The 21,782-nt window shown below is 58.5% G+C and carries 22 protein-coding genes and 1 tRNA gene; 7 read left to right on the forward strand and 16 right to left on the reverse strand.

The window, feature by feature from the left end; translation table 11 throughout:
- Positions 1-171: 171 nt before the first annotated feature.
- The 6 genes from AB4N84_RS05150 to queA all read right to left on the reverse strand — a co-directional run bounded on the left by AB4N84_RS05150 (position 172) and on the right by queA (position 6,289).
- Positions 172-714 (reverse strand): glycine zipper 2TM domain-containing protein, encoded by a 543-nt coding sequence (locus AB4N84_RS05150; RefSeq protein WP_074752850.1) that lies wholly within the window; start codon positions 712-714, stop codon positions 172-174.
- Between the two features lie 119 nt (positions 715-833).
- Positions 834-1,745 (reverse strand): protein translocase subunit SecF, encoded by a 912-nt coding sequence (secF, locus tag AB4N84_RS05155; RefSeq protein WP_460045464.1) that lies wholly within the window; start codon positions 1,743-1,745, stop codon positions 834-836.
- Positions 1,746-1,754: 9 nt separating this feature from the next.
- Positions 1,755-3,623 (reverse strand): protein translocase subunit SecD, encoded by a 1,869-nt coding sequence (gene secD / locus AB4N84_RS05160; protein WP_074752852.1) that lies wholly within the window; start codon positions 3,621-3,623, stop codon positions 1,755-1,757.
- Between the two features lie 62 nt (positions 3,624-3,685).
- Positions 3,686-4,024, reverse strand: coding sequence for a preprotein translocase subunit YajC (yajC, locus tag AB4N84_RS05165; RefSeq protein ID WP_062383548.1), 339 nt, complete (start codon positions 4,022-4,024; stop codon positions 3,686-3,688).
- Positions 4,025-4,079: 55 nt separating this feature from the next.
- Positions 4,080-5,195, reverse strand: a complete 1,116-nt coding sequence (gene tgt / locus AB4N84_RS05170; RefSeq protein WP_167362058.1) for a tRNA guanosine(34) transglycosylase Tgt — start codon at positions 5,193-5,195, stop codon at positions 4,080-4,082.
- Positions 5,196-5,209: 14 nt separating this feature from the next.
- Entirely contained in the window at positions 5,210-6,289 is a 1,080-nt protein-coding gene (gene queA / locus AB4N84_RS05175; RefSeq protein WP_460045465.1) for a tRNA preQ1(34) S-adenosylmethionine ribosyltransferase-isomerase QueA, read from the reverse strand.
- A 108-nt stretch (positions 6,290-6,397) separates the two neighbouring features.
- Here queA and AB4N84_RS05180 point away from each other — a divergent pair.
- A tRNA-Leu gene (locus tag AB4N84_RS05180) sits at positions 6,398-6,482 on the forward strand.
- A gap of 209 nt (positions 6,483-6,691) precedes the next feature.
- Here the strand turns inward: AB4N84_RS05180 and AB4N84_RS05185 are convergent.
- Both AB4N84_RS05185 and AB4N84_RS05190 read right to left on the reverse strand, forming a co-directional pair.
- Positions 6,692-7,210: a BRO-N domain-containing protein gene (locus AB4N84_RS05185; protein WP_460045466.1), complete on the reverse strand. Its 519-nt coding sequence runs from the start codon at positions 7,208-7,210 to the stop codon at positions 6,692-6,694.
- Positions 7,211-8,770: 1,560 nt separating this feature from the next.
- On the reverse strand, positions 8,771-9,514 hold the full coding sequence (locus AB4N84_RS05190) for an SDR family oxidoreductase (RefSeq protein WP_460045467.1): 744 nt from the start codon (positions 9,512-9,514) through the stop codon (positions 8,771-8,773).
- A gap of 145 nt (positions 9,515-9,659) precedes the next feature.
- On the opposite strand from AB4N84_RS05190, the gene AB4N84_RS05195 reads away from it, so the two are divergent.
- The 6 genes from AB4N84_RS05195 to AB4N84_RS05220 all read left to right on the forward strand — a co-directional run bounded on the left by AB4N84_RS05195 (position 9,660) and on the right by AB4N84_RS05220 (position 13,999).
- Positions 9,660-10,409, forward strand: coding sequence for a LysR family transcriptional regulator (locus tag AB4N84_RS05195; protein ID WP_460045469.1), 750 nt, complete (start codon positions 9,660-9,662; stop codon positions 10,407-10,409).
- On the forward strand, positions 10,298-10,585 hold the full coding sequence (locus tag AB4N84_RS05200; RefSeq protein ID WP_460045470.1) for a LysR substrate-binding domain-containing protein: 288 nt from the start codon (positions 10,298-10,300) through the stop codon (positions 10,583-10,585). The genes AB4N84_RS05195 and AB4N84_RS05200 overlap by 112 nt, the downstream gene beginning before the upstream one ends.
- A 159-nt stretch (positions 10,586-10,744) precedes the next feature.
- A complete protein-coding gene (locus tag AB4N84_RS05205) occupies positions 10,745-11,407 on the forward strand; it encodes a hypothetical protein (RefSeq protein WP_460045471.1) in 663 nt (220 codons plus the stop codon).
- Positions 11,408-11,519: 112 nt separating this feature from the next.
- On the forward strand, positions 11,520-12,125 hold the full coding sequence (locus tag AB4N84_RS05210; protein ID WP_460045473.1) for a DedA family protein: 606 nt from the start codon (positions 11,520-11,522) through the stop codon (positions 12,123-12,125).
- On the forward strand, positions 12,122-12,907 hold the full coding sequence (locus AB4N84_RS05215; protein ID WP_460045475.1) for a transporter substrate-binding domain-containing protein: 786 nt from the start codon (positions 12,122-12,124) through the stop codon (positions 12,905-12,907). Before AB4N84_RS05210 ends, AB4N84_RS05215 begins: the two co-directional genes overlap by 4 nt.
- Positions 12,908-12,988: 81 nt before the next feature.
- Entirely contained in the window at positions 12,989-13,999 is a 1,011-nt protein-coding gene (locus AB4N84_RS05220; RefSeq protein WP_460045477.1) for an ATPase, read from the forward strand.
- Between the two features lie 53 nt (positions 14,000-14,052).
- Here AB4N84_RS05220 and AB4N84_RS05225 read toward each other — a convergent pair whose 3' ends face one another.
- From AB4N84_RS05225 to AB4N84_RS05260, 8 genes are all read right to left on the reverse strand, one after another.
- Positions 14,053-14,676: a CatB-related O-acetyltransferase gene (locus AB4N84_RS05225; protein WP_460045478.1), complete on the reverse strand. Its 624-nt coding sequence runs from the start codon at positions 14,674-14,676 to the stop codon at positions 14,053-14,055.
- Positions 14,677-14,715: 39 nt separating this feature from the next.
- Positions 14,716-15,618: a glycosyltransferase family 2 protein gene (locus tag AB4N84_RS05230; protein WP_074755930.1), complete on the reverse strand. Its 903-nt coding sequence runs from the start codon at positions 15,616-15,618 to the stop codon at positions 14,716-14,718.
- A 245-nt stretch (positions 15,619-15,863) separates the two neighbouring features.
- Entirely contained in the window at positions 15,864-16,754 is an 891-nt protein-coding gene (cyoE, locus tag AB4N84_RS05235) for a heme o synthase (RefSeq protein ID WP_074755932.1), read from the reverse strand.
- A gap of 10 nt (positions 16,755-16,764) precedes the next feature.
- Entirely contained in the window at positions 16,765-17,097 is a 333-nt protein-coding gene (cyoD, locus tag AB4N84_RS05240; RefSeq protein ID WP_074755934.1) for a cytochrome o ubiquinol oxidase subunit IV, read from the reverse strand.
- Positions 17,098-17,730 (reverse strand): cytochrome o ubiquinol oxidase subunit III, encoded by a 633-nt coding sequence (locus AB4N84_RS05245; RefSeq protein WP_074755936.1) that lies wholly within the window; start codon positions 17,728-17,730, stop codon positions 17,098-17,100. It lies immediately after the preceding gene.
- A gap of 3 nt (positions 17,731-17,733) precedes the next feature.
- Positions 17,734-19,752, reverse strand: a complete 2,019-nt coding sequence (gene cyoB, locus AB4N84_RS05250; protein WP_074755938.1) for a cytochrome o ubiquinol oxidase subunit I — start codon at positions 19,750-19,752, stop codon at positions 17,734-17,736.
- A 3-nt stretch (positions 19,753-19,755) separates the two neighbouring features.
- Complete coding sequence (gene cyoA / locus AB4N84_RS05255) at positions 19,756-20,691, reverse strand: ubiquinol oxidase subunit II (protein WP_074755940.1); 936 nt, start codon at positions 20,689-20,691, stop codon at positions 19,756-19,758.
- 469 nt (positions 20,692-21,160) lie between these two features.
- Positions 21,161-21,670, reverse strand: coding sequence for a disulfide bond formation protein B (locus AB4N84_RS05260; protein ID WP_460045480.1), 510 nt, complete (start codon positions 21,668-21,670; stop codon positions 21,161-21,163).
- Positions 21,671-21,782: the final 112 nt, after the last annotated feature.

Raw genomic sequence — 21,782 nt, forward strand, 5'->3', positions numbered from 1 at the left:
GTGCGAGCCCGACGACGCGTCCGTCGCGGGGCCACGGAGAAAAGCTTACGCGGCGAGATTGGCGATTAAAAATATATAGTTACTACCCATTCAATACTTTATGGATATGAAGAAAATTAGGGCAAAAAAACGCCCCAACCAGTGGGGCGTTTTTTGAAGCGAGGCAGCAGCTTACTGAGCTTGGCTCAACTCCAGCTGGCCGTCCTTGTTGACCGGAATCTGGCTGCCCGGATCACGATCCATGCGCACCTGGCCAACCTTGTCGTTCAACTTGTACTTCACGTTGTAGCCCACGACTTTGTCGCTGATGTCGTTGACCGTGTTGCAACGACTTTCAGTGGTCGTGTAGGTGTCGCGGTTCTGCATGCCTTCCTGAACCTTGTTACCGGCATAACCACCACCGACCGCACCGGCAACGGTCGCGATCTTCTTACCGTTACCACCACCGACCTGGTTGCCGAGCAGACCACCGGCGACGGCACCGATGACACTGCCGACGATCTGGTGCTCGTCCTTGACCGGCGCGCGGTGGGTGACCGCGACGTCTTTGCACACTTGGCGTGGCGTCTTGATCTGTTCTTTTACAGGCTCGACGGCGAGCACTTCTGCGTACTCTGGGCCGTTTGATTTTACGAGGCTATAGGTGGCTAAAGCGCCACCGGCGGTGACACCGACAGCACCCAATACTGCACCAACTAGCAACGACTTGTTCACGTGAACCTCCTGGCGATATTCAGCGCAATTGCTCGCGCTACTCCCAGCCTTGGAGCACAAAAAAAGGCGCGAGTTCACACTCGCGCCTTTTTACATGATGACCGGTCCGAAAAATATCGTTACGGGCGATCGTCCACCTTGTCGGTGGTCACGGGTGGAAGCAGGTCTTCGACGCGCAGGTTCAGCCAGATCAACACTACGTTTGCGATGTAGATCGAGGAGTACGTACCGGCCAGAACACCGATGAACAGCGCAACGGAGAACCCGTGCAGGCTGTCGCCACCGAAGATCCACAGCGCGACGATGGCCAGCAAGGTGGAAATCGACGTCGCCATGGTGCGCAGCAGGGTCTGCGTGGTCGAGATGTTGATGTTCTCGATCAGCGAGGCCTTGCGCAGCAGACGGAAGTTCTCACGAACCCGGTCGAATACCACGATGGTGTCGTTGAGCGAATAGCCGATGATCGCAAGCACCGCTGCCAGTACCGTCAGGTCAAACGTCACCTGGAAGAACGACAGGATACCCATGGTCACGACCACGTCGTGGATCAGCGAGACAATCGCACCGACCGCGAACTTCCACTGAAAGCGGAACGCCAGGTAGATCAGTACACCGCCCAACGCGAGCAGCATGCCGATACCGCCCTGGTCGCGCAGCTCCTCACCGACCTGCGGGCCGACGAACTCGACACGCTTGACGGTCACAGGGTTGTCAGCGCCGGTCTTGCGCAGCGCTTCGGCCACCTGGGCACCCAGTTGTGGATCTTCGCCCGGCATCCGCACGAGCAGGTCGGTGGTCGCACCGAAGCTCTGCACGATGGCCTCGTGGTAGCCCGAAGAAACCAGCTCCTCACGCACCTTGCCCAGATCGGCAGGACGCTCGTAAGTCAGTTCGATCAGCGTACCGCCGGTGAAGTCCAGACCGAAGTTGAGCCCTTTATGAAACCAGCTGAACAACGCCAGTACGGTAAGGAGCATGGTGATGGCGAACGCAACGTTGCGAACGCCCATGAAGTTGATGGTACGTTTCATGGCAGCCCCTTAAATCCACAACTTCTTGAAGTCACGACCACCGAAAATCAGGTTGACCATTGCGCGGGTCACCATGATGGCTGTGAACATCGAGGTAAAGATCCCGAGCGACATGGTCACCGCAAAGCCCTTCACGGGGCCTGTGCCCATCGCGAAGAGAATGCCGCCGACCAGCAGCGTCGTCAGGTTGGCGTCGAGGATCGCGGTGTAGGCGCGGTCGAAACCTTCGTTGATCGCACGCTGCACGGTCATGCCATTGGCGATCTCTTCACGAATACGCGAGAAGATCAGCACGTTGGCGTCCACCGCCATGCCCATGGTCAACACGATACCGGCGATACCCGGCAGGGTCAGCGTTGCACCCAGCAGCGACATCAGCGCCAGCAGCATGACCATGTTGAAGGCCAGCGCGACGGTCGCGATCAAACCGAAGAAGCGGTAGATGGCGAGGATGAACAGCGAAACGAACAGCATGCCCCAGAGCGATGCGTGAACGCCCTTGGTGATGTTGTCGGCACCCAGGCTCGGGCCAATGGTGCGCTCTTCAGCGAAGTACATCGGCGCGGCCAGACCGCCGGCACGCAGCAGCAGCGCGAGCTCGGAAGACTCACCCTGACCGTTCAGGCCGGTGATGCGGAACTGAGCACCCAGCGGCGACTGGATGGTCGCCAGGCTGATGATCTTCTTCTCTTCTTTGAAGGTCTGAACCGGCACGTCTTTTTCGACGCCGTTCACCATCTGCTTGGTGTAGGTGGTGGTCGGTTTCTGCTCGATGAAGATCACCGCCATGCTGCGACCGACGTTGGCGCGGGTGGCGCGGCTCATCAGGTCGCCACCGTGGCCATCAAGCTTGATGTTCACCTGTGGACGGCCGTGTTCGTCGAAGCCAGCCTTGGCGTCGGTCACCTGGTCACCGGTGATGATCAGACCCCGCTCAACCGCAGCTGCCGGACGACCGCCTTCGCGGAACTCGAACATTTCAGTGGTGGCCTTGGTGTCATCGGGACCTGCGCCCAGACGGAACTCAAGGTTGGCGGTCTTGCCGAGAATACGCTTGGCTTCGGCAGTGTCCTGCACGCCTGGCAGTTCAACGACGATGCGGTTGGCACCCTGACGCTGAACCAGTGGCTCGGCCACACCCAGTTCGTTGACCCGGTTACGCACAGTGGTCAAGTTCTGCTTGATCGAGTATTCGCGAATCTCGGCGACCTTGGCCTGGGTCATCGCCAGACGCAGGATCGGCATCTCACCACGATCGCTCATGGTGATATCGAAATCGGTGTAATCCTTGCGGATCAGGGCACGGGCCTGTTCGCGGGAATCGGTGTCACTGAAACCCAGCTGAATGGCAGTGCCGTCTTGCGGCAAGCTGCGATAGCGCACTTTTTCCTTGCGCAGAAGGCTCTTCACTTCGCCTTCATAGACATTCAGACGAGCGCTGAGCGCCTTGTCCATGTCCACTTCGAGCAGGAAGTGCACGCCGCCGGAAAGGTCCAGACCCAGTTTCATCGGGCTGGCGCCAATGCTGCGCAGCCACTTGGGCGTGGTTTGTGCCAGGTTCAGTGCAACGACGTAGTCGTCACCCAGCGCCTTGCGCGCGACATCCTTGGCGGGCAGCTGGTCTTCCTGTTTGGTCAGACGCAACAAACCGCCCTTGCCATTCTCGGCCAGAGACGCGCCCTTGACCGCGATGCCAGCATCGGTAAGCGCCTTGCTTACGCGATCCAGATCAGCCTGAGTGACTTGCAACGCGGTGCTTGCGCCGCTGACCTGAACGGCCGGGTCATCAGGGTAGAGATTGGGTGCGGAATAAATAAAGCCGACCACTAGCACTGCCAGGATCAGGATGTATTTCCACAGAGGGTATTTGTTCAACATCACGCCGCCTGCTTATAACGCGGGGCGCCTTGCGCGCCCCGTCGATTGGTAAAAGACTGGAATCAGATGGCTTTCAGAGTGCCCTTAGGCAGGGTGGCAGCGATGGCGCCCTTCTGGATCTTCAGCTCAACGGTGTCGGACACTTCGATTACCACGAAATCGTCAGTCACTTTGTTGATCTTGCCCGCGATACCGCCGGAAGTGACAACTTCGTCGCCCTTCTGCAAGTTGCCCAGCAGGTTCTTCTGCTCTTTGGCGCGCTTGGCCTGTGGACGCCAGATCATCAGATAAAAGATGACCAGGAAGCCGACCAGGAAGATCCACTCAAAACCCGAACCTGCCGGGCCAGCGGCCGCAGGTGCCGCGGCGTCTGCCATGGCATTGGAAATGAAAAAGCTCATTTAACACTCCAGTTGCATAATTTTAATAATAAGAAGCGGTAAGACCGGATGTCATTCAGTCCAGCGGCGGCACGGGAAGCCCGCGTTTGGCATAGAACGTGTCGACAAAGGCGGCCAATGTACCCTGTTGAATAGCCTCGCGCAAACCAGCCATAAGCAGCTGGTAATGCCGCAAATTGTGGATCGTATTGAGCATGCTCCCCAGCATTTCGCCGCACTTGTCCAGGTGATGCAGATAAGCGCGGGAGAAGTTCTTGCAGGTGTAGCAATCGCAGGTCGGATCCAGCGGCGATTCATCGTGGCGATGAAACGCGTTACGAATCTTCAGGACACCGGTGTCGATGAACAGATGACCGTTGCGAGCATTGCGCGTAGGCATCACGCAGTCGAACATGTCGACTCCGCGGCGCACACCTTCAACCAGGTCTTCCGGCTTGCCTACACCCATAAGGTAACGAGGTTTTTCAGCCGGCATGCGGCCTGGGAGATAGTCCAGCACCTTGATCATTTCGTGCTTGGGCTCGCCCACCGACAGGCCGCCAATGGCCAGGCCGTCGAAGTCGAGCTCGTTCAAGCCTTCCAACGAGCGCATGCGCAGGTTTTCATGCATGCCGCCCTGAACGATGCCGAACAGTGCCGCGGTGTTTTCGCCGTGGGCGACTTTCGACCGCTTGGCCCAACGCAGCGACAGCTCCATAGAGGTGCGCGCGACGTCTTCGTCCGCCGGGTACGGCGTGCATTCGTCGAAAATCATCACGATGTCCGAGCCCAGATCACGCTGGACCTGCATCGACTCTTCCGGCCCCATGAACACTTTGGCGCCATCCACCGGGGAGGCGAAGGTCACGCCCTCCTCTTTGATCTTGCGCATGGCGCCCAGGCTGAACACCTGAAAACCGCCGGAGTCGGTCAGAATCGGCCCTTTCCATTGCATGAAGTCGTGCAGGTCGCCGTGGCCCTTGATCACCTCGGTGCCCGGACGCAGCCACAGGTGGAAGGTGTTACCGAGGATGATCTGCGCACCCGTGGCTTCGATATCCCGAGGCAGCATGCCCTTGACCGTACCGTAGGTACCGACCGGCATGAACGCCGGGGTTTCGACCACGCCACGGGGAAAGGTCAGACGACCACGACGAGCCTTGCCATCAGTGGCCAACAGCTCGAACGACATACGACAGGTGCGACTCATGCTTGATCCTCTGAGGCCGAGTCCGCTGGGTCAGAACCCTCAGGGGCAGTCGGCGCGGGATTGCGGGTGATGAACATGGCATCACCGTAACTGAAGAAGCGGTAACCGTGCTCCACCGCCGCCGCATAGGCCGCCATGGTTTCCGGGTAACCGGCGAAGGCCGAAACCAGCATCAACAGCGTGGATTCAGGCAAATGGAAGTTGGTGACCAGGGCATCGACCACGTGAAACGGCCGCCCAGGATAGATGAAGATGTCGGTGTCACCACTGAACGGCTTGAGCACGCCATCGCGCGCGGCGCTTTCCAGCGAACGCACACTCGTCGTACCGACCGCGATCACCCGACCGCCACGGGCGCGACACGCCGCAACAGCATCGACCACGTCCTGCGTGACCTCCAGCCATTCGCTGTGCATGTGGTGATCTTCGATACGGTCCACGCGCACCGGCTGGAACGTCCCCGCGCCCACGTGCAACGTCACGAACGCCGTCTCGACGCCCTTCTCGGCAATCGCGTCCATCATCGTCTGATCGAAATGCAGCCCCGCCGTCGGCGCCGCCACCGCACCGGCACGCTGCGCGTACACGGTCTGATAACGCTCGCGGTCCGCGTCGTCGTCCGGGCGGTCTATATAAGGAGGCAGCGGCATGTGCCCCACGCGCTCCAGCAACGGCAGCACCGGTTCGGCAAAACGCAGCTCGAACAACGCATCGTGGCGCGCGACCATCTCGGCCTCGCCACCGCCATCGATGAGGATCGTCGAACCCGCTTTAGGCGACTTGCTGGAGCGCACGTGAGCCAGCACGCGGTGCTGATCGAGCACCCGCTCCACTAGAATTTCCAGCTTGCCGCCCGAGGCTTTCTGCCCGAACAAACGCGCCGGAATCACCCGGGTATTGTTGAAAACCATCAGATCGCCAGGGCGCAAATGCTCCAGCAAATCAGTGAATTGGCGGTGTGCCAGCGCGCCGCTTGGCCCGTCGAGGGTCAGCAAACGGCTGCTGCGTCGCTCCGCCAAAGGATGGCGAGCGATCAATGAATCAGGGAGCTCGAAGGTAAAGTCAGCGACACGCATGATGGGGTTCGTCTAGCAGGGCCGGGAAGTTTAGCCGAATAAGTGAAAATTGACCATGAAACATGATTGACCAACGGTAGGAGCGTCTCTATACTTCGCCGCCATTGAGCCCTGATGGCGGAATTGGTAGACGCGGCGGATTCAAAATCCGTTTTCGAAAGGAGTGGGAGTTCGAGTCTCCCTCGGGGCACCAAACAGCAACACCTTCAAGCGGTTACGTGGCTTGAGGCACAGAGAAACCGGCCAGATTTGAGCCGGTTTTTTTGTGGGCGGGATTTGGGGATGACGCGAGTGTATGAAATCCTCCAGACCAGAGTCCAGGTCGTTAGGGGTACATTCTCCTGACACCAATGCCCGTATCGGCGCATGCGTTACACCGTCAAATTCCCCTCGCCCCCACCATCATCTGCCGATCAACTTGTCTCGCCATCTGGTCAAAATGCCTTTCCAGTCATTGCGGACGACGCCGCGATTCAGACTCCGCTCGACCATGAGTTCGGGCATATCCCTGAGGCGCACCCAATAATCGCTTTGCCATTGCAGAAACCCCACCGAACATCCTGCCCATTTCATGGCGTTCATATTTGGCGAATGCGGCTCGGCCTTGTCGCGCAATGTCGGCAACACCTCGTGGGTCAGCCAGTGCCTTAATGCACGGTTTTCGGGGACGTAGTGGTGGACGAGCATGGCGAAGAGGCCGGATTCGCTGATGAGGAGTTGTTTGCTCCATTGGCCGTTGCTGTTTAGCCAGGCAGTGCGGCGCTGGTCCGGATCGAGTTTGTAGGTGGCGCGTTCGTCGAGGGGTTTGCCCATGAGGCGGGCGGTGTCCTGGAGGCAGAACCAGGCTTGGTTTTCGAGTTGGAGGGCGCGGAGTTGGCGGTGGTGGCGGATGAAGATTTGGGGTTGGAAGCAGTCGGTCATCGCCTAGTTTCCCTTTCCGGGGTTAGCGATGGGGGTGGGGATTTGGGTTGATGCGATACCTGCATGGGTGAAGCTCCTTTGGATTAGAGCCGTCACCCTGACGTCGCTAAACGCCTGAGGGTGGCAGCTGTGCGAAGGTTAGCGAACCGGTCCAAAGCTACCGGTAGACCCCGAAGGTCTCCAACGCACAGCCGCCATAACGCGCGCTTCAAGCATTGAGCTTAAGCCACGATAGGAGCGCCAGTGCGCTTTGGTTCGGATCGCTAAATCCGGTCGCTGAACACAACGACGGCGGGGAGGCTAACGTGGGCATTGTTCGTCGACAACCCGACGGTGGAAATTCAGAACGGTCCTACAAATACCTTTGGATCTAGGTCTGCCTGGAAGGAACAAGTTGAATGGTTTTGCTGCCGGTTCCCGGCAGATCGCGGGCAAGCGCGCTCCTACGCCCTGCGGGCAGAACCGGGCGACTCAGTTGTGCCTGGTACCCCGAATGCACAGGTTTTGCTGCCGGTTCCCGGCAGATCGCGGGCAAGCGCGCTCGTACGCCTTCCGGGCAGAACCAGGCGACTCAGTTGTGCCTGACACCCCGAATGCATAGGTTTTGCTGCCGGTTTCCGGCAGATCGCGGGCAAGCGCGCTCCTACGCCCTGCGGGCAGAACCAGGCGACTTGATTGTGCCTGGTACTCCGAGTGCACAGGTTTTGCTGCCGGTTTCCGGCAGATCGCGGGCAAGCGCGCTCCTACGCCCTCCGGGCAGAAACGGCGACTCGATTGTGCTTGGCACTCCGCGTGCACAGGTTTTGCTGCCGGTTTCCGGCAGATCGCGGGCAAGCGCGCTCCTACGTCCTGCGGGCAGAACCAGGCGACTCAGTTGTGCCTGGTATTCCGCATGCACAGGTTTTGCTGCCGGTTCCCGGCAGATCGCGGGCAAGCGCGCTCCTACGCCCTCCGGGCAGAACCAGGCTACTCAGTTGTGGCTGGCAGTCCGCGTGCACAGGTTTTGCTGCCGGTTTCCGGCAGATCGCGGGCAAGCGCGCTCCTACGCCCTCTGGGCAGAAGCAGGCGACTCAGTTGTGCCTGGTACCCCGCATGCACAGGTTTTGCTGCCGGTTTCCGGCAGATCGCGGGACAAGGGCGCTCCTACGCCCTCCGGGCAGAACCAGGCGACTCAGTTGTGCCTGGTATTCCGCATGCACAGGTTTTGCTGCCGGTTCCCGGCAGATCGTCCGACTGCGGCCCAGAGCAAGCGCGCTCCTACGCCCTGCGGGCAGAATCAAAGCCTCCAGAAGAAGCTGTACATGCAGCGTGAGGAAGACAGTTGCTACGGCCTTCGGCCAGAATCAAGAGCTGAGTTGATCAGCAGAACGCAACCGAAAACTGTGGGAGCGAATTTATTCGCGAGGGGCAGGTTCAGCCGACAGGGCAGTGTCGGCCGTACCTCCCTTTCGCGAATGAATTCGCTCCCACAGGGGTGACTCTCTAGACATCCTGTTGCAGGGGGCGCGAGCATTGTGCGGGATGCGACAGGTAGGGACCTGTCGCAACGCCGCTCAACGCTTAGAAATCCTGCGAGGTCGGGCGCAGGACGATTTCGTTGATGTCCACATCGCCCGGTTGTTCGATCGCGTAGGCAATTGCGCGGGCGACGGATTCGGCGGGGATGGCTTGTTTGTAGAACTCGTTCACGACGTCGGCGCTTGGCTGGTGGCCGCTGCCGAATTTGAGTTCGGAGTCCACGGCACCGGGTTCGATGGTGGTGGTGCGGATTTTTCCGCCGACTTCGTGGCGCAGGCCGTCGGAGATGGCGCGGACGGCGTATTTGGTGCCGCTGTAGACGGAGCCGCCCGGGCTGAAGACTTTGATGCCGGCCACGGACGAGATGTTGATGAAGTGGCCAAAGCCTTGGGCTTCGAATTTCGGCAGTGCGGCGGCGATGCCGTACAGCACGCCTTTGACGTTGATGTCGATCATGCGGTCCCACTCGTCGATACGCAGTTCGGCGATGGGCGAGATGGCCATGAAGCCGGCGTTGTTGATCATGACGTCGACTTTGCCAAAGTCGTTGATTGCATTTTCCACCAGCGCGGTCAGGTCTTCCCGGCGCGTGACGTCGACGGTGTAGGCCGATGCTTCGCCGCCTGTGGCTTTGATGTCGTGGACGATGACGTCCATGCGTTCCTGACGACGTGCGCCGAGGACGACTTTGGCGCCGAGTTTGGCCAGGTGGCGGGCGGTTGCTTCGCCCAGACCGCTGCTCGCGCCGGTGATGACGACGACTTTGCCTTGGATGCCGTTGCTCATGGTGAATCTCCTGCAGAGGGTGGGAAGTGGTTGAGCAGGAGTTTGCAGTGGATCTTCTGCTCAGAAAATGGAAGAGTTTGGCTTTGAGAATTCCACTTTCCGGAACACGCTGTTCATCTCACCGTCGCAACAAGGATCCTGGACAATGCTCAATCGCATGGAAATGCTCCGTGTCTTTCTGGTCGCGGTAGAAGCGCCGAGCTTTCGCGAGGCTGCGCATCGGCTGGGGACATCGCCGCAGAAGGTGACGCGGGCGATCAAGGAGTTGGAGCGCACCTTTGCCGAGCCGCTCTTTCATCGCAGCACACGACAGGCGACGCTGACGGCGTTCGGAGCAGAAATCGCGCAGCAGGCGCGGGAGACGCTGAATCAGTTTGACCGGCTGTTCGTGTCGCACTCAAAACCGCAGAGCGCCGATATCGCTGGCCGTGTCGGGATCACCGCGCCCCATGCCATCGGCAAGTTGTACATGGCGGAATTTCTGAAGCCACTGATGCAACAGCACCCCGGGTTGCGAATCGAGCTGAACCTGGATGATCAACTGACGGATGCGGTGCTGTCGCGGATCGACATCGGGATCCGTATCGGGGCGGTGCGTGATCGGCGATTCATTGCGCGGGCGGTGGCTCAGGTGCCTTTGAAAGTCGTGGCAGCCCCCGCGTTGATTGCGGCGGTAGGCGCGCCGTCCAGCGTGGAGGCGCTCAAGCCGTTGCCGCTGTCGGTGCTGATCGACCGGAACAACGGCAGGCCGTGGCCATGGTTTTTTCGGACGGTGAGAGTTACTTGCCGCCCTCCCCTGCGTTCAGCTGCGATGACCCGGAAACGGAGCTGGAGTTTGTTCTGGCCGGGCTGGCGTTCGGGCAGATGCCGGACTATCTGGCGGAACCCCATCTGAGTGATGGCTTGCTGGTCGAGGTGCTCGCCGAATGCGCGCCGCCGACGGTGGACTTGATTGTGTACCGCACACAGTCAGGGCCGGTGCCGCCCAGAGTCCGATTGGTGTATGACCATCTGATTGCCTGCCTTTCGGACGATGCGATGTTTCCCAAGCCGTCGAAGGGTAACGGATAGGGTTGGCGTGTCCGGTTTTGCTCTGAGCCCGGATTCGACCACCCGCCCTTTTTCGTCCACTCGCCCCTGCAAAACCCCAGTTCTCAACTAGCCTGAAAATTGACTGATCCAGAGCGAATGGACCAAACGTTTAACCTCGCTGATCGGATAAAAACAACAATGAAAGATCCCTATGCGTTCGGGTTTTATTGCGCCTTGTTCGCTCTTGCAGCGATGACCGGCGCGGTGTTCTACGAGTCCTACACGGGCGCCGGCTTTTCAGGGTCGGCACGAGCGTATGACGTCATCAATTCGTGTTCCGCGCTGGTGCAGGCGCTCGCGGCGATAGGCCTGGTGGGCCTGGCGTTCAAGGCCTACCGAGCGTGGAAGAACGAGATCATTCACAACAAGGCGCTGGGCATCATCTGGGATGCCAATGTCGCCTTTCGCGAAATCGAGTTGAGTTTCAACGAGTGGTTCTTCGGCCCCAATGCGGTGGACAAGGCCAACAGCGAAGGGTCGCGCATTACCTCGTTGCTGGCGGCCAGCCTGTTTGGCGCGAGCCTGCGCAGCTTCAAGAAGCAGTGCATCCTCATCGACAAGGTGGTGATCAAGGACGACTGGCAGTGGGTCAACCACGCCACGGAACTGGACATGCTGGCGCGCGTGCTGAGCATGGACGCCTTCCGCCCGACCACCAAGGCCAAGGAAACCGCCAACATTATCGACTTCCTCTACTCCCGCGAAGGGGAGGCGCTGAAACGCACTCAGGGTGAGTGGGAAATGCTGATGAAGGTGATCGAGAAAGACCTGGCGGCCCTGGAGGCCGAGTACAGCGAGTGACCCTGCGCGACGTTGAAGCGCGATAGAACTGTTGGCGTACAGCTTTGGTCGAACGGCATGCCTTCCGCCGGATGACCCTGCGGCTAATCCCCTTTTGAGGCCGCTGGAGCTCATGTTCGAACACGTCGACATCAATTATCTGCTGGCGAACTACGGCTATTGGGCTGTATTTATCGGCTGCCTGCTGGAAGGCGAAACCATGCTGATCCTGGGAGGGTTGGCGGCTCACCAGACGGCCCTTCAATTGCCGCACGTCATCCTCATCGCAACGCTGGGCGGCATGCTGGGCGATCAGATTCTGTTCTGGACCGGGCGTTACTTTGGCCCTCGGATCTTGCCTCAGCTGCACCGACAGCAATCGGCCATCGACCGGGTTTCCGACTTGATCAAGCGCTACCCCACCGCTTCGGTCTTCTCGGTGCGGTTTCTCTACGGCATGCGCCTCATTGGCCCGCTGGTGATCGGTGCGAGTCGCCTCTCCCCCATCCGCTTCGCGTTGATCAATCTATTGGGCGCCGCTGTGTGGGCAACGCTGTTCGTGATGGCGGGTTATTGGGCCGGCGAGGCGTTGCAACATCTGCTGGGGAACCTGAAGCCTTACCGCTTGCCGATTTTCATCGGTGTGGTTGTATTGGCGGCGGTGGTGGCGTTGTATCGCCATCATCGGGCTAAAGTCAAAGCCGCTCGCGGAGCGAACTCACAGGGATCAACACGATGAAGACATGCTTAACCGCCAGCCTGTTGTTGGGATTGGCCAGCGTCACTCACGCTCAGGCCGCCGAGACGGCGTCGCACTTGGACGCGGTACAGCAGAAAGGTGAGCTCGCGGTCTGTACCACGGGCGATTACAAGCCGTATTCGTTCCTCAAGCCGGATGGCCAATACGAGGGCATCGATATCGAGCTGGCGCAATCGCTGGCTCAGAGTCTTGGCGTAAAGGTGCAGTGGGTGCCGACGACCTGGAAAAACCTGATGCCGGACTTCACGGCGGGCAAGTGTGACATCGCGGTTGGTGGTATTTCGGTGACGCTGGAACGTCAGAAGAAGGCGTTCTTCAGCAGCACGCTGGACATCGACGGCAAAGTGCCGCTGGTGCGGTGTGAAGATGAGTCGAAGTACCAGACCGTCGAGCAGATCAACCAGCCCGACGTGCGTTTGATCGAACCTCAGGGCGGCACGAACGAGGCATTTGCCAAGGCCTACTTGCCCAAGGCTTCGCTGTCTTTTCACGACAACAAGACGATCTTCCAGCAGTTGCTGAACAAGAAGGCCGACGTGATGATCACCGATGCGTCGGAAGCGCTCTACCAGCAGAAGCGCATGCCGGGGCTGTGCACGGTCAACCCCTCCCGTTACATGCAATATGGGGAAAAGGCGTATTTGCTGCCGCGTGACGATGTCACCTGGAAAAGCTACGTCGATCAGTGGTTGCATCTGAGCAAGGCAACCGGGGCGTATCAAAAGGTGGTGGGCGAATGGCTGGCGGTTCCGGGACAGTAATGTTGTGTTGGGGTTGTGCTAACCACTGGCGATTCAGCATCATCCCGGCATGAACCCTCGGCACAGGACCCGGCCACTTTCATGAAGACCCGCAAAAGCATCACCCGCGCGTTCTGTGTCGAGTTGCAGCAGGAGCTGTCGATCGTGGCGGCGCGTCGAGAATACTTCTCTCAGGAGCCACCGCGCGCGCGGTTCAACTTCCTGTGTTCGTCAGAGCCATGTCGGGCGCAGGGCGTGAAGATCACGGGTGTGCGCTATGACGTGAAGCCACAGGAGCATCCGACTTTTGTGGCGGCGCACTTCCGGGCCAACCCCAATTACGAGCACCATGCCGATTGCGAGTGGGTCGACGAGGCTGACTTGCCCGAGGACAAGCCCGCCCCGGAGGAAACCGAGGCGCAAACCGCGCTGCGCAAGGTCAAGCGCAAGCTGGACGATTACATCGACGTTTTCGACCCAGCGCTAAAGGAAAGAACCCGGCCGGCCTCCTCCCCGGACACACCCGAACCATCGCCTGAAGAAAAGCCCACGAGCGCGACGCCCTCTTCAACCACCTCGATCACCAAACAGCCCACCGAAACCCGTACCAACAACCTGGAACGTCTGGTCGACAGTTTCCGACAGGCCCAGGCCACACTCAGCAAGGAAGAGTTCGCCTTGCTGACGTTGCGCATTCCGGGACAGGGCGAGGTGACACTGCGTTCCTGGTTCCGCCACATCAAGTTTGCCAAGCTGGAGGATGAGCGACGCGTGCTGTACGGCGGGGGTCTGGTGGAGCGCTATGGCACGGGGTTCAAGTTCAAGTTCTTCGATCGGCTGCAGGGCAAGCAGGTGACGTTGTATGTTTCGCCCGCCCAGATGCAGGCTTACCGCTCCAGTCGCTACATCAGCGAGTTGCTCAGCCACGCGGACGAGGTGCGATTTTTTACCGTGTTCGCCTTGGGCACGCTGGCAGCCAGCCCGTCGGGCAGAAGCGTCAGCGTGGAAATCGACGACTTGAGGCATCTGGCCATCGTGCTGGGGCCCGCCAAGGAAGCGACCCCGAACAAGGATGACACCGGTTCTACGGGCGACGCGGTGCCGAAGCTTTAAACCCGGAACACCTGCACCCTCCCGGGGAGAAAAGGTCTTCGTCTTTCAACCCTTCACGCGGCCTTGCGCGCCTTGGCGTATGAGAGGAAGGCATCCAGATCAGGTCCGCACAGGTGTCGGGCAACCGACTTCACTTCTTCCATCGGCCAGTCCCACCAGGCGGCTTTGAGCAGTTGTTCACGCACGTCTTCTTCGAAACGCCAGCGAATGAACTTGCAGGGGTTACCGCCCACGACGGCGAAGGGCGGCACGTCGCGGGTGACCACTGCGCCTGCGGCAACGATCGCGCCGTGGCCGATGGTCACACCGGACAGGATGGTGGCGTCGGCGCAGATCCAGCAATCGCTGCCGATGACGACGTCACCTTTGCTGGGTGCGTAATCCTTGATGTCCTCCAGCCCCTTCATCATCGCCGGGAATGGATAGGTGGTCAGCCAGTCGGTGCGGTGTTCACCGCCGAGCAGGATCTTCACGCCCGCCGCGATCGAGGTGTAGGAGCCGATGCGCAGGATTGTGTCGTCGCCGAACTCGAAGACTTCCGGTATCCCGTAGGTGCCCGTGCCCACGACATAGTGCGGATAACGAAGGCGAATCTTTTCCGGAGCGCGCTCGAGTTTGTCGAGGCTGCGCAAGTGCTTTCGAGTTTTACGGGTTTTCAGAAGTTCGAAGAATTTCATGCGGGGTCCGTGAGCTGAAGCGGGCACGACAAGGGCGGATCAACTGCTCTGGCGATGCAACAGAAGACGCTTGAAGCGGCGAAAAGTGGTTCGGTTGAACTGCCTCAACGGAATCGAGCGGAGCAGCGTCCAGGCGTACTTCTTGTCGCTGACCACGGCATATTTCAATGCCTTGTTGATGATCGCGGTCAGCCCGCGGTTGTAGGCCGGGTGCGAGCGATAAGGCGCAATGGTGCGCATGTCGGCGTCAAACAGGACTTTGTAGCGGCGCGACAGGTTGTTCGGGTGGCGTCGATACCGCGTGACGCTCACCGGCAGCACGTGTACCTCATAACCCTTGCTGGCGATTTTCAGGGTCATCTGAAAATCCTGCACCCTGATTTCGGGATCGTAGAAGTCCACGGTCTTCAACGCGTCCATCCGGTACAGCGAAACGGGTGCGCCCACGACGAGCGCATCACCCAGGATCTCGTCGAAGCTGAGTTTCTGAATGCCGGCCAGCTTCTGCGACTTGGTGTCGTTTCCCTCGGAGTCCATGTAAATGATCAGCGCGCCGACACAGCCCACTTCCGGGTGTTGATTCAGGTAATCGGCACGCAGGCGCACGGACGACGGCAGCATGATGTCGTCCAGATCAGGTGTGCACACATACTCACCGCGGGCATACCGCAACCCGTGATTGAGCGCCGCACTGACGCCCTGATTGGCCTGGGAGTAAAGCTGGAAATCGTATTGACCTTGCAGCGCCCGGAGCATCGGCACGCTGTTATCGGTGGACCCGTCATCGACGATGATGACTTCGACGTTCGGATAGTCTTGGGCGAAGATGCTCGCCAGAGCAACGTCCAGATACTTTTCTGCGTTGTAGCAGGGCGCAATGATCGATACGAGCGGCATCGAATCATCTTTGGGCCGAATGTCTGGAGTGATGTGCTCAGTCATAATTCTGTTTGTTGTATCTCTACGACTGGATCGGATGCATTTCGATACGATCCTTGTACAAAACAAAGACATGATGCGGCAAAGCAGTGGGCTTTGTCATGGGCTGATTAGAGCCTGAAAAGCCCAAATTGCGGATTTTCCCGCCTCCACCAAGCGAATATTCCTACGAGCCGTTAACTCGCACCCAACAAAAAACCCCGTGGCTCGTAAGCGTCACGGGGTTTTCTGTGTTTCAGTTCAGGCGATCAAGGGGCTGCGTATGTCACCAGCAGCTCTTTGGTTACCTGAAAGTCCAGCGACATCGCCACGCTCAAGGCCGTGATGGTGAAGATGGAGAACACAAACAGCTTGCGTGCCCAAACGGTGTCATCTTTGGCTTTGTACCCTGTCCAGGCCATGTACAACCAGTACATGCCCATAGCAGCCGCGACGGCCAGATAGTTGAGCCCGGCGTAACCGCCGAAGGTCAGCATCAAGGTCGCCAGCAAGAACGCCAGGATGTAGATCAGGATATGCCGCTTGGCCACCCGGATGCCGCGCTTGACCGGAAGAACCGGAATCGAAGCAGCCAGGTAGTCATTGAAACGGAAGATCGCGATGGCATACGAGTGGGGCATCTGCCACAGGCTGAACATGACGAGCAAGGTCAGCGCTGCGAGGTCAAAGCTGTTGCTGACGGCAACGTAGCCGATGACCGGAGGCATCGCGCCCGACAGACTGCCGACCAGCGTGCCGTGAACGGATTTGCGCTTCAGGTACAGGCTGTAGAAGCCGACGTAAATCACAAAACCGATCACTGCGAACAGGGCCGCCAGTGGATTGGCCTTGAAGTACAGAAGGCCAACACCGACAACACCCAGGACCGTGGCGTAAGCCAGGGCCAGTTTCACCGAAACCAGGCCCTGAACCAGAACACGGTTCTTGGTGCGTTCCATCTTCAGGTCGATATCGCGGTCGATGCAGTTGTTGAACACACAACCGGAGGCCACCACCAGCGAAGTACCGATCATCGCGATCAGGAACAGGCCGAAATCGACATGTCCCTTGGATGCGAGGAAAAAGCCACCAGCCACCGAAAGCACGTTACCGAAAATGATCCCCGGTTTGGTGATTTGGATAAAGTGCTTCAGTGACATCAGGTTTTCCTCACTTCGCCATCATGAAGGTGTGAATGCTGAACATGATCCAGACACTCAGACCCACCAGCAGCAAGATCACCAACGTGGCGAATGCAAACGCAATCACGTTGTTGCGCTGGGCCGCGGAACGATCCAGGTGCAGGAAGTACACCAGGTGAACCAGAACCTGCACGACTGCGAAGATCAGGACGACCCACAGGGTCGCAACCTTCGAGATCGTCGGGAACATCACCAGACCGAAAGGGATCGCGGTCAGGATAATCGACAGGACGAAACCGACCATGTACGACTTGAAGCTGCCGTGACTGGCATCGTCATGAGAATGATGTGAATTAGCCATTTAAATGGTCCCCATCAGGTAGACAACGGTGAACACACAGATCCAGACCACGTCCAGGAAGTGCCAGAACAGGCTGAGCATGCTCAGACGGGTTTGGTTGGTCGACGTCAGGCCGTTCTTGCTGACCTGATACATCATGATCGCCATCCAGATCAGACCGCTGGTCACGTGCAGACCGTGGGTACCGACCAGCGTGAAGAACGCCGACAGGAAGCCGCTGCGGTTCGGGCCGTAGCCTTCGGAGATCAGCATGTGGAACTCGTTGACTTCCATGCCGATGAAGCCCAGGCCGAACAGGAAGGTCACGAACAACCAGCCCAGAACGCCAGCCTTGTTACCTTTGTGCATCGCCAGCATGGCGAAACCGTAGGTGATCGAGCTGAGCAACAGGCAGGCGGTCTCGCCCAACACATACGGCAGTTCGAAGATGTCGTGGCCCGAAGGACCACCGGCAACGTTGTTTACCAGCACTGCATAGATTGCGAAGATCGACGCAAACAGGATGCAGTCGGTCATCAGGTAGATCCAGAAGCCGTAGATCTTCATCTCGCCGGCGTCATGGTGACCGTGGTCATGCTCATGGTCATGACCGTGGTCGTGACCCTTCGCACCTTCAAATACTAAGTTCGACATTGTTTATGCCTGCTCCAGCTTGTTGACAGGAGTGTTCGCCTGGGCGTTACGCACCGAGGCCAGGATCTTGTGTTGCTCGCCTTCGATACGTGCCACTTCCGAAGCAGGAACCATGTAGCCCTGATCGTCACGTGCAGCGTGGATGACGAAGTAGACGATGGTACCTACCAGGCTCACGCCCGCCAGCCAGAAGATGTGCCAGATCATCGCGAAGCCGAAGACGGTGAGCAGTGCGCCCATTACCAGGCCGGTCGCGGTGTTGTTAGGCATGTGGATGTCGGTGTACTTGGCCGGAACCGAATACGCTTCGCCATCACGCTTGGCCGCATAGAACGGGTCGATCTCGTTCGCCTTCGGCAGTTCTGCGAAGTTGTAGAACGGAGGTGGCGACGAAGTGGACCATTCCAGGGTGTGGCCATTCCATGGGTCACCGGTCAGATCGCGGTTCTGCTCACGGTCACGGATACTCACGTAGATCTGGATCAGCTGGCAGGCGATACCGACCATGATCAGCGCGGCGCCCCAGAAGGCAACGTGCAGATACGGCGTCCAGTCCGGGTTATCAGTGGTGTTCAGACGACGGGTCATGCCCATGAAGCCCAGAGCGTACAGCGGCATGAATGCCACGTAGAAGCCCGAGATCCAGAACCAGAACGCTGCCTTGCCCCACTTCTCGTTCAGCTTGAAGCCGAACGCTTTCGGGAACCAGAACGCGAAACCTGCGATGTAACCGAATACCGCACCACCGATGATCACGTTGTGGAAGTGCGCGATCACGAACAGGCTGTTGTGCAGCACGAAGTCAGCACCCGGGATAGCCAGCAGAACGCCAGTCATACCGCCGATGGAGAAGGTAATCATGAAGCCCAGGGTCCAGAGTACCGGCGCGGTGAAGCGCAGACGGCCCTGATAAATCGTGAACAGCCAGTTGAACAGCTTCACACCCGTCGGGATGGAAATCAGCATCGTCGCCAGACCGAAGAAGGCGTTGACGCTTGCACCCGAACCCATGGTGAAGAAGTGGTGCAGCCAGACCATGAAGCCCAGCACCGAGATCGCGCCGGAAGCGTAGATCATCGAGTGGTGGCCGAACAGGCGCTTGCCAGTGAACGTGGAGATGACTTCGGAGAAGACACCGAACGCCGGCAGAATCAGGATGTAAACCTCAGGGTGACCCCATGCCCAGAACAGGTTCACGTACATCATCGGGTTACCACCCAATTCGTTCGTGAAGATGTGGAAGTCCAGGTAACGGTCGAGGGTCAGGAACGCCAGGGTGCCGGTCAGGATCGGGAACGAAGCCACGATCAGGACGTTGGCCCAGGTGCAGGTCCAGGTGAAAATCGGCATGTCCATCAGCTTCATGCCAGGTGTACGCATCTTCAGGACGGTGACCAGGAAGTTCACGCCCGTTAGCGTTGTACCCAGACCCGATAGCTGCAGTGCCCAGATGTAGTAGTCAACACCCACGCCCGGGCTGTAGCCCAGCTCGGACAGCGGTGGATAGGCAACCCAGCCGGTACGTGCGAATTCGCCGACGCCCAGGGACACGTTGACCAGGACCACACCGGAGATCAGCAGGTACAGGGACAGCGAGTTCAGGAACGGGAAGGCAACGTCGCGAGCGCCGATCTGCAGAGGCAGAACGATGTTCATCAGACCGGTGAAGAACGGCATCGCCATGAAGATGATCATGATCACACCGTGAGCGGTGAAGATCTGGTCATAGTGTTCAGGCGGCAGATAGCCGGGCGAACCTTCAGTGGCCAGGGCCAGCTGGGAACGCATCATGATGGCGTCGGCAAAACCGCGCAGCAGCATGACCATGGCGATGATGATGTACATCACGCCGATCTTCTTGTGGTCAACCGAGGTCAACCACTCGGTCCACAGGTAGGTCCACTTCTTGAAATACGTGATCAGACCGAAGACCGCCGCACCGCCGATAGCGATCATGGCAATCGTGATCATGACTATCGGTTCGTGGAACGGAATCGCGTCCAGACTTAATTTACCAAACATCGTTTACTCCTCTGCCTCAGCAGCTGAATGCTTACCCATGTCCATCCCTTCCATACCGGCCACTTCTTTCTTCTCGTGCTCAATCTTGCCCGGCTTCATACCTTCATACTTGTCGATGATGGTCTGGAACAGGTTGGGAGTGACCGTGGAGTAGAGTTCAACGGGGTTACGTTCGCTAGGTTTGGCCAGAGCGGTGTACTCAGCCGATGCCAGCTGTTTAGGTGAATTCTTGACCTCGGCAACCCAGGCGTCGAAACCAGCCTGATCGGTTGCGGTTGCCTTGAATTTCATGCCGGTGAAACCTGCGCCGCTGTAGTTGGCGGAGATACCATCGAACTCGCCGTTTTCGTTGGCGATCAAGTGCAACTTGGTCTGCATGCCGGCCATGGCGTAGATCTGGCCGCCCAGTGCAGGGATGAAGAACGAGTTCATGACCGAATCAGAGGTGATGCGGAAATTGATCGGGGTGTGCGCCGGGAACACGATCTTGTTGACGGTGGCAATGCCTTGGTCTGGATAGATGAACAACCATTTCCAGTCCAGCGCGACCACTTCGATGGTCAGCGGCTTCACGTCGGATTCAAGAGGACGATAAGGGTCCAGCGCGTGGGTCGACTTGTAGGTCACATAGCCGAGCACGATGATGATGGCCAGCGGAACCAGCCAGACAACCAGTTCAATCTTGGTCGAATGCGCCCAGTCAGGCGTGTAGGTCGCGCTCTTGTTCGAGGCGCGATACTTCCAGGCGAAGATGATGGTCATGAAAATGACCGGCACCACCACCAGCAGCATGAGCAGAGTAGCGGTGATGATCAGATCACGCTCTTGCACGCCGACATGGCCCTTGGGATCCAGCAGGGTGTAATCGCACCCGCTGAGCAGGAGCATGCTGAAAAGGGCCAAGAAGCCAAAAAACCTGGGGTACCTTTTTTTACTCATCTCACGACCTCTAAAAGCAGCTTTCGCATCGCAGTTGGGTTTCGACCGCCAACACTTCACCCTGCCAGGTGCTGGCAAATTTTTGGATTGAACAGGGGCCTGTCAGGAAGCGTGTGGCCTCGTAACAAATCCGGGTTTAGCTGTGGTTTCTTATTCGAATGGTGGCAACCGCCTATGCGCACCAAATCCTTTGGCGCAGACATTCTGAACGTAACGCAGGAGGCCATCCAAACGGCGTCTACAAAGGCGTAAAAACGCTTTCTGACCTCATTTTTCGCCGTCCAACAAGAGTTGGGGGCGTTAAGTGGGGGCGATTGTAGATACGTAAAGTTTTATTGACTATGAGTTATTGCGCAACAGTTAATTTCCGATTCTGTAAGAATGCGATCATTTGTCGCACCTCAAAAAGCCTTGATAGCCCCAAATTTGTTAAGGAATTCGGGGCGATCTTTTACGCAACACTTTGTAATTAACGCGCTTTCAATCGGTTCCGAATGATGCCCAGCGGTACCAGAATTACGGTCAGAACAAAAGCGATCAAAGCCCACTGTGCCAGCGACAGTCCGAGGACTGGCGGATATGGCGTCTCGCAAAAGCCGCCGACCTGAAAACCGAGCGGAAACAGCGATGCCAGTGGCAAGCCATCAACGATCGGTTGCAAGACGTCGATGCCGCAGCTCTCGGTCGGATGGGTCTGGATGTAGACATGACGCCCTGCTGCAACAATCCCGCCGACCGCACTCAGTGTAACGAGCACTTCGCAGATGCTCAGGCTCAACCGGCCCGGCATGGCTGCGCCGATGAAGGCGAAGACCGCGATGAACAGCAACGCGTAACGCTGCAGGATGCACAGCGGGCAAGGTGCCTCACCCAATACGACCTGCATGTACAGGGCTCCGCCGATCAGCGCCAGGCAGATGATACCCAGCAGCACCAGGAACTGCTTCTCGCGTCGCAGGTAAAACATCTCGTCAGTCATTCACATACCCTTTGAATTGGTGTCCATCCAGATCAACGATCTGCGTTGTTACGTGCCCGGCCAGTCGGGAAAGCCAGCAATTCTACCATCGTCTCAGCCACACGCTGGCGCA

The sequence above is a fragment of the Pseudomonas sp. S2_H01 genome (genome assembly GCF_054668305.1).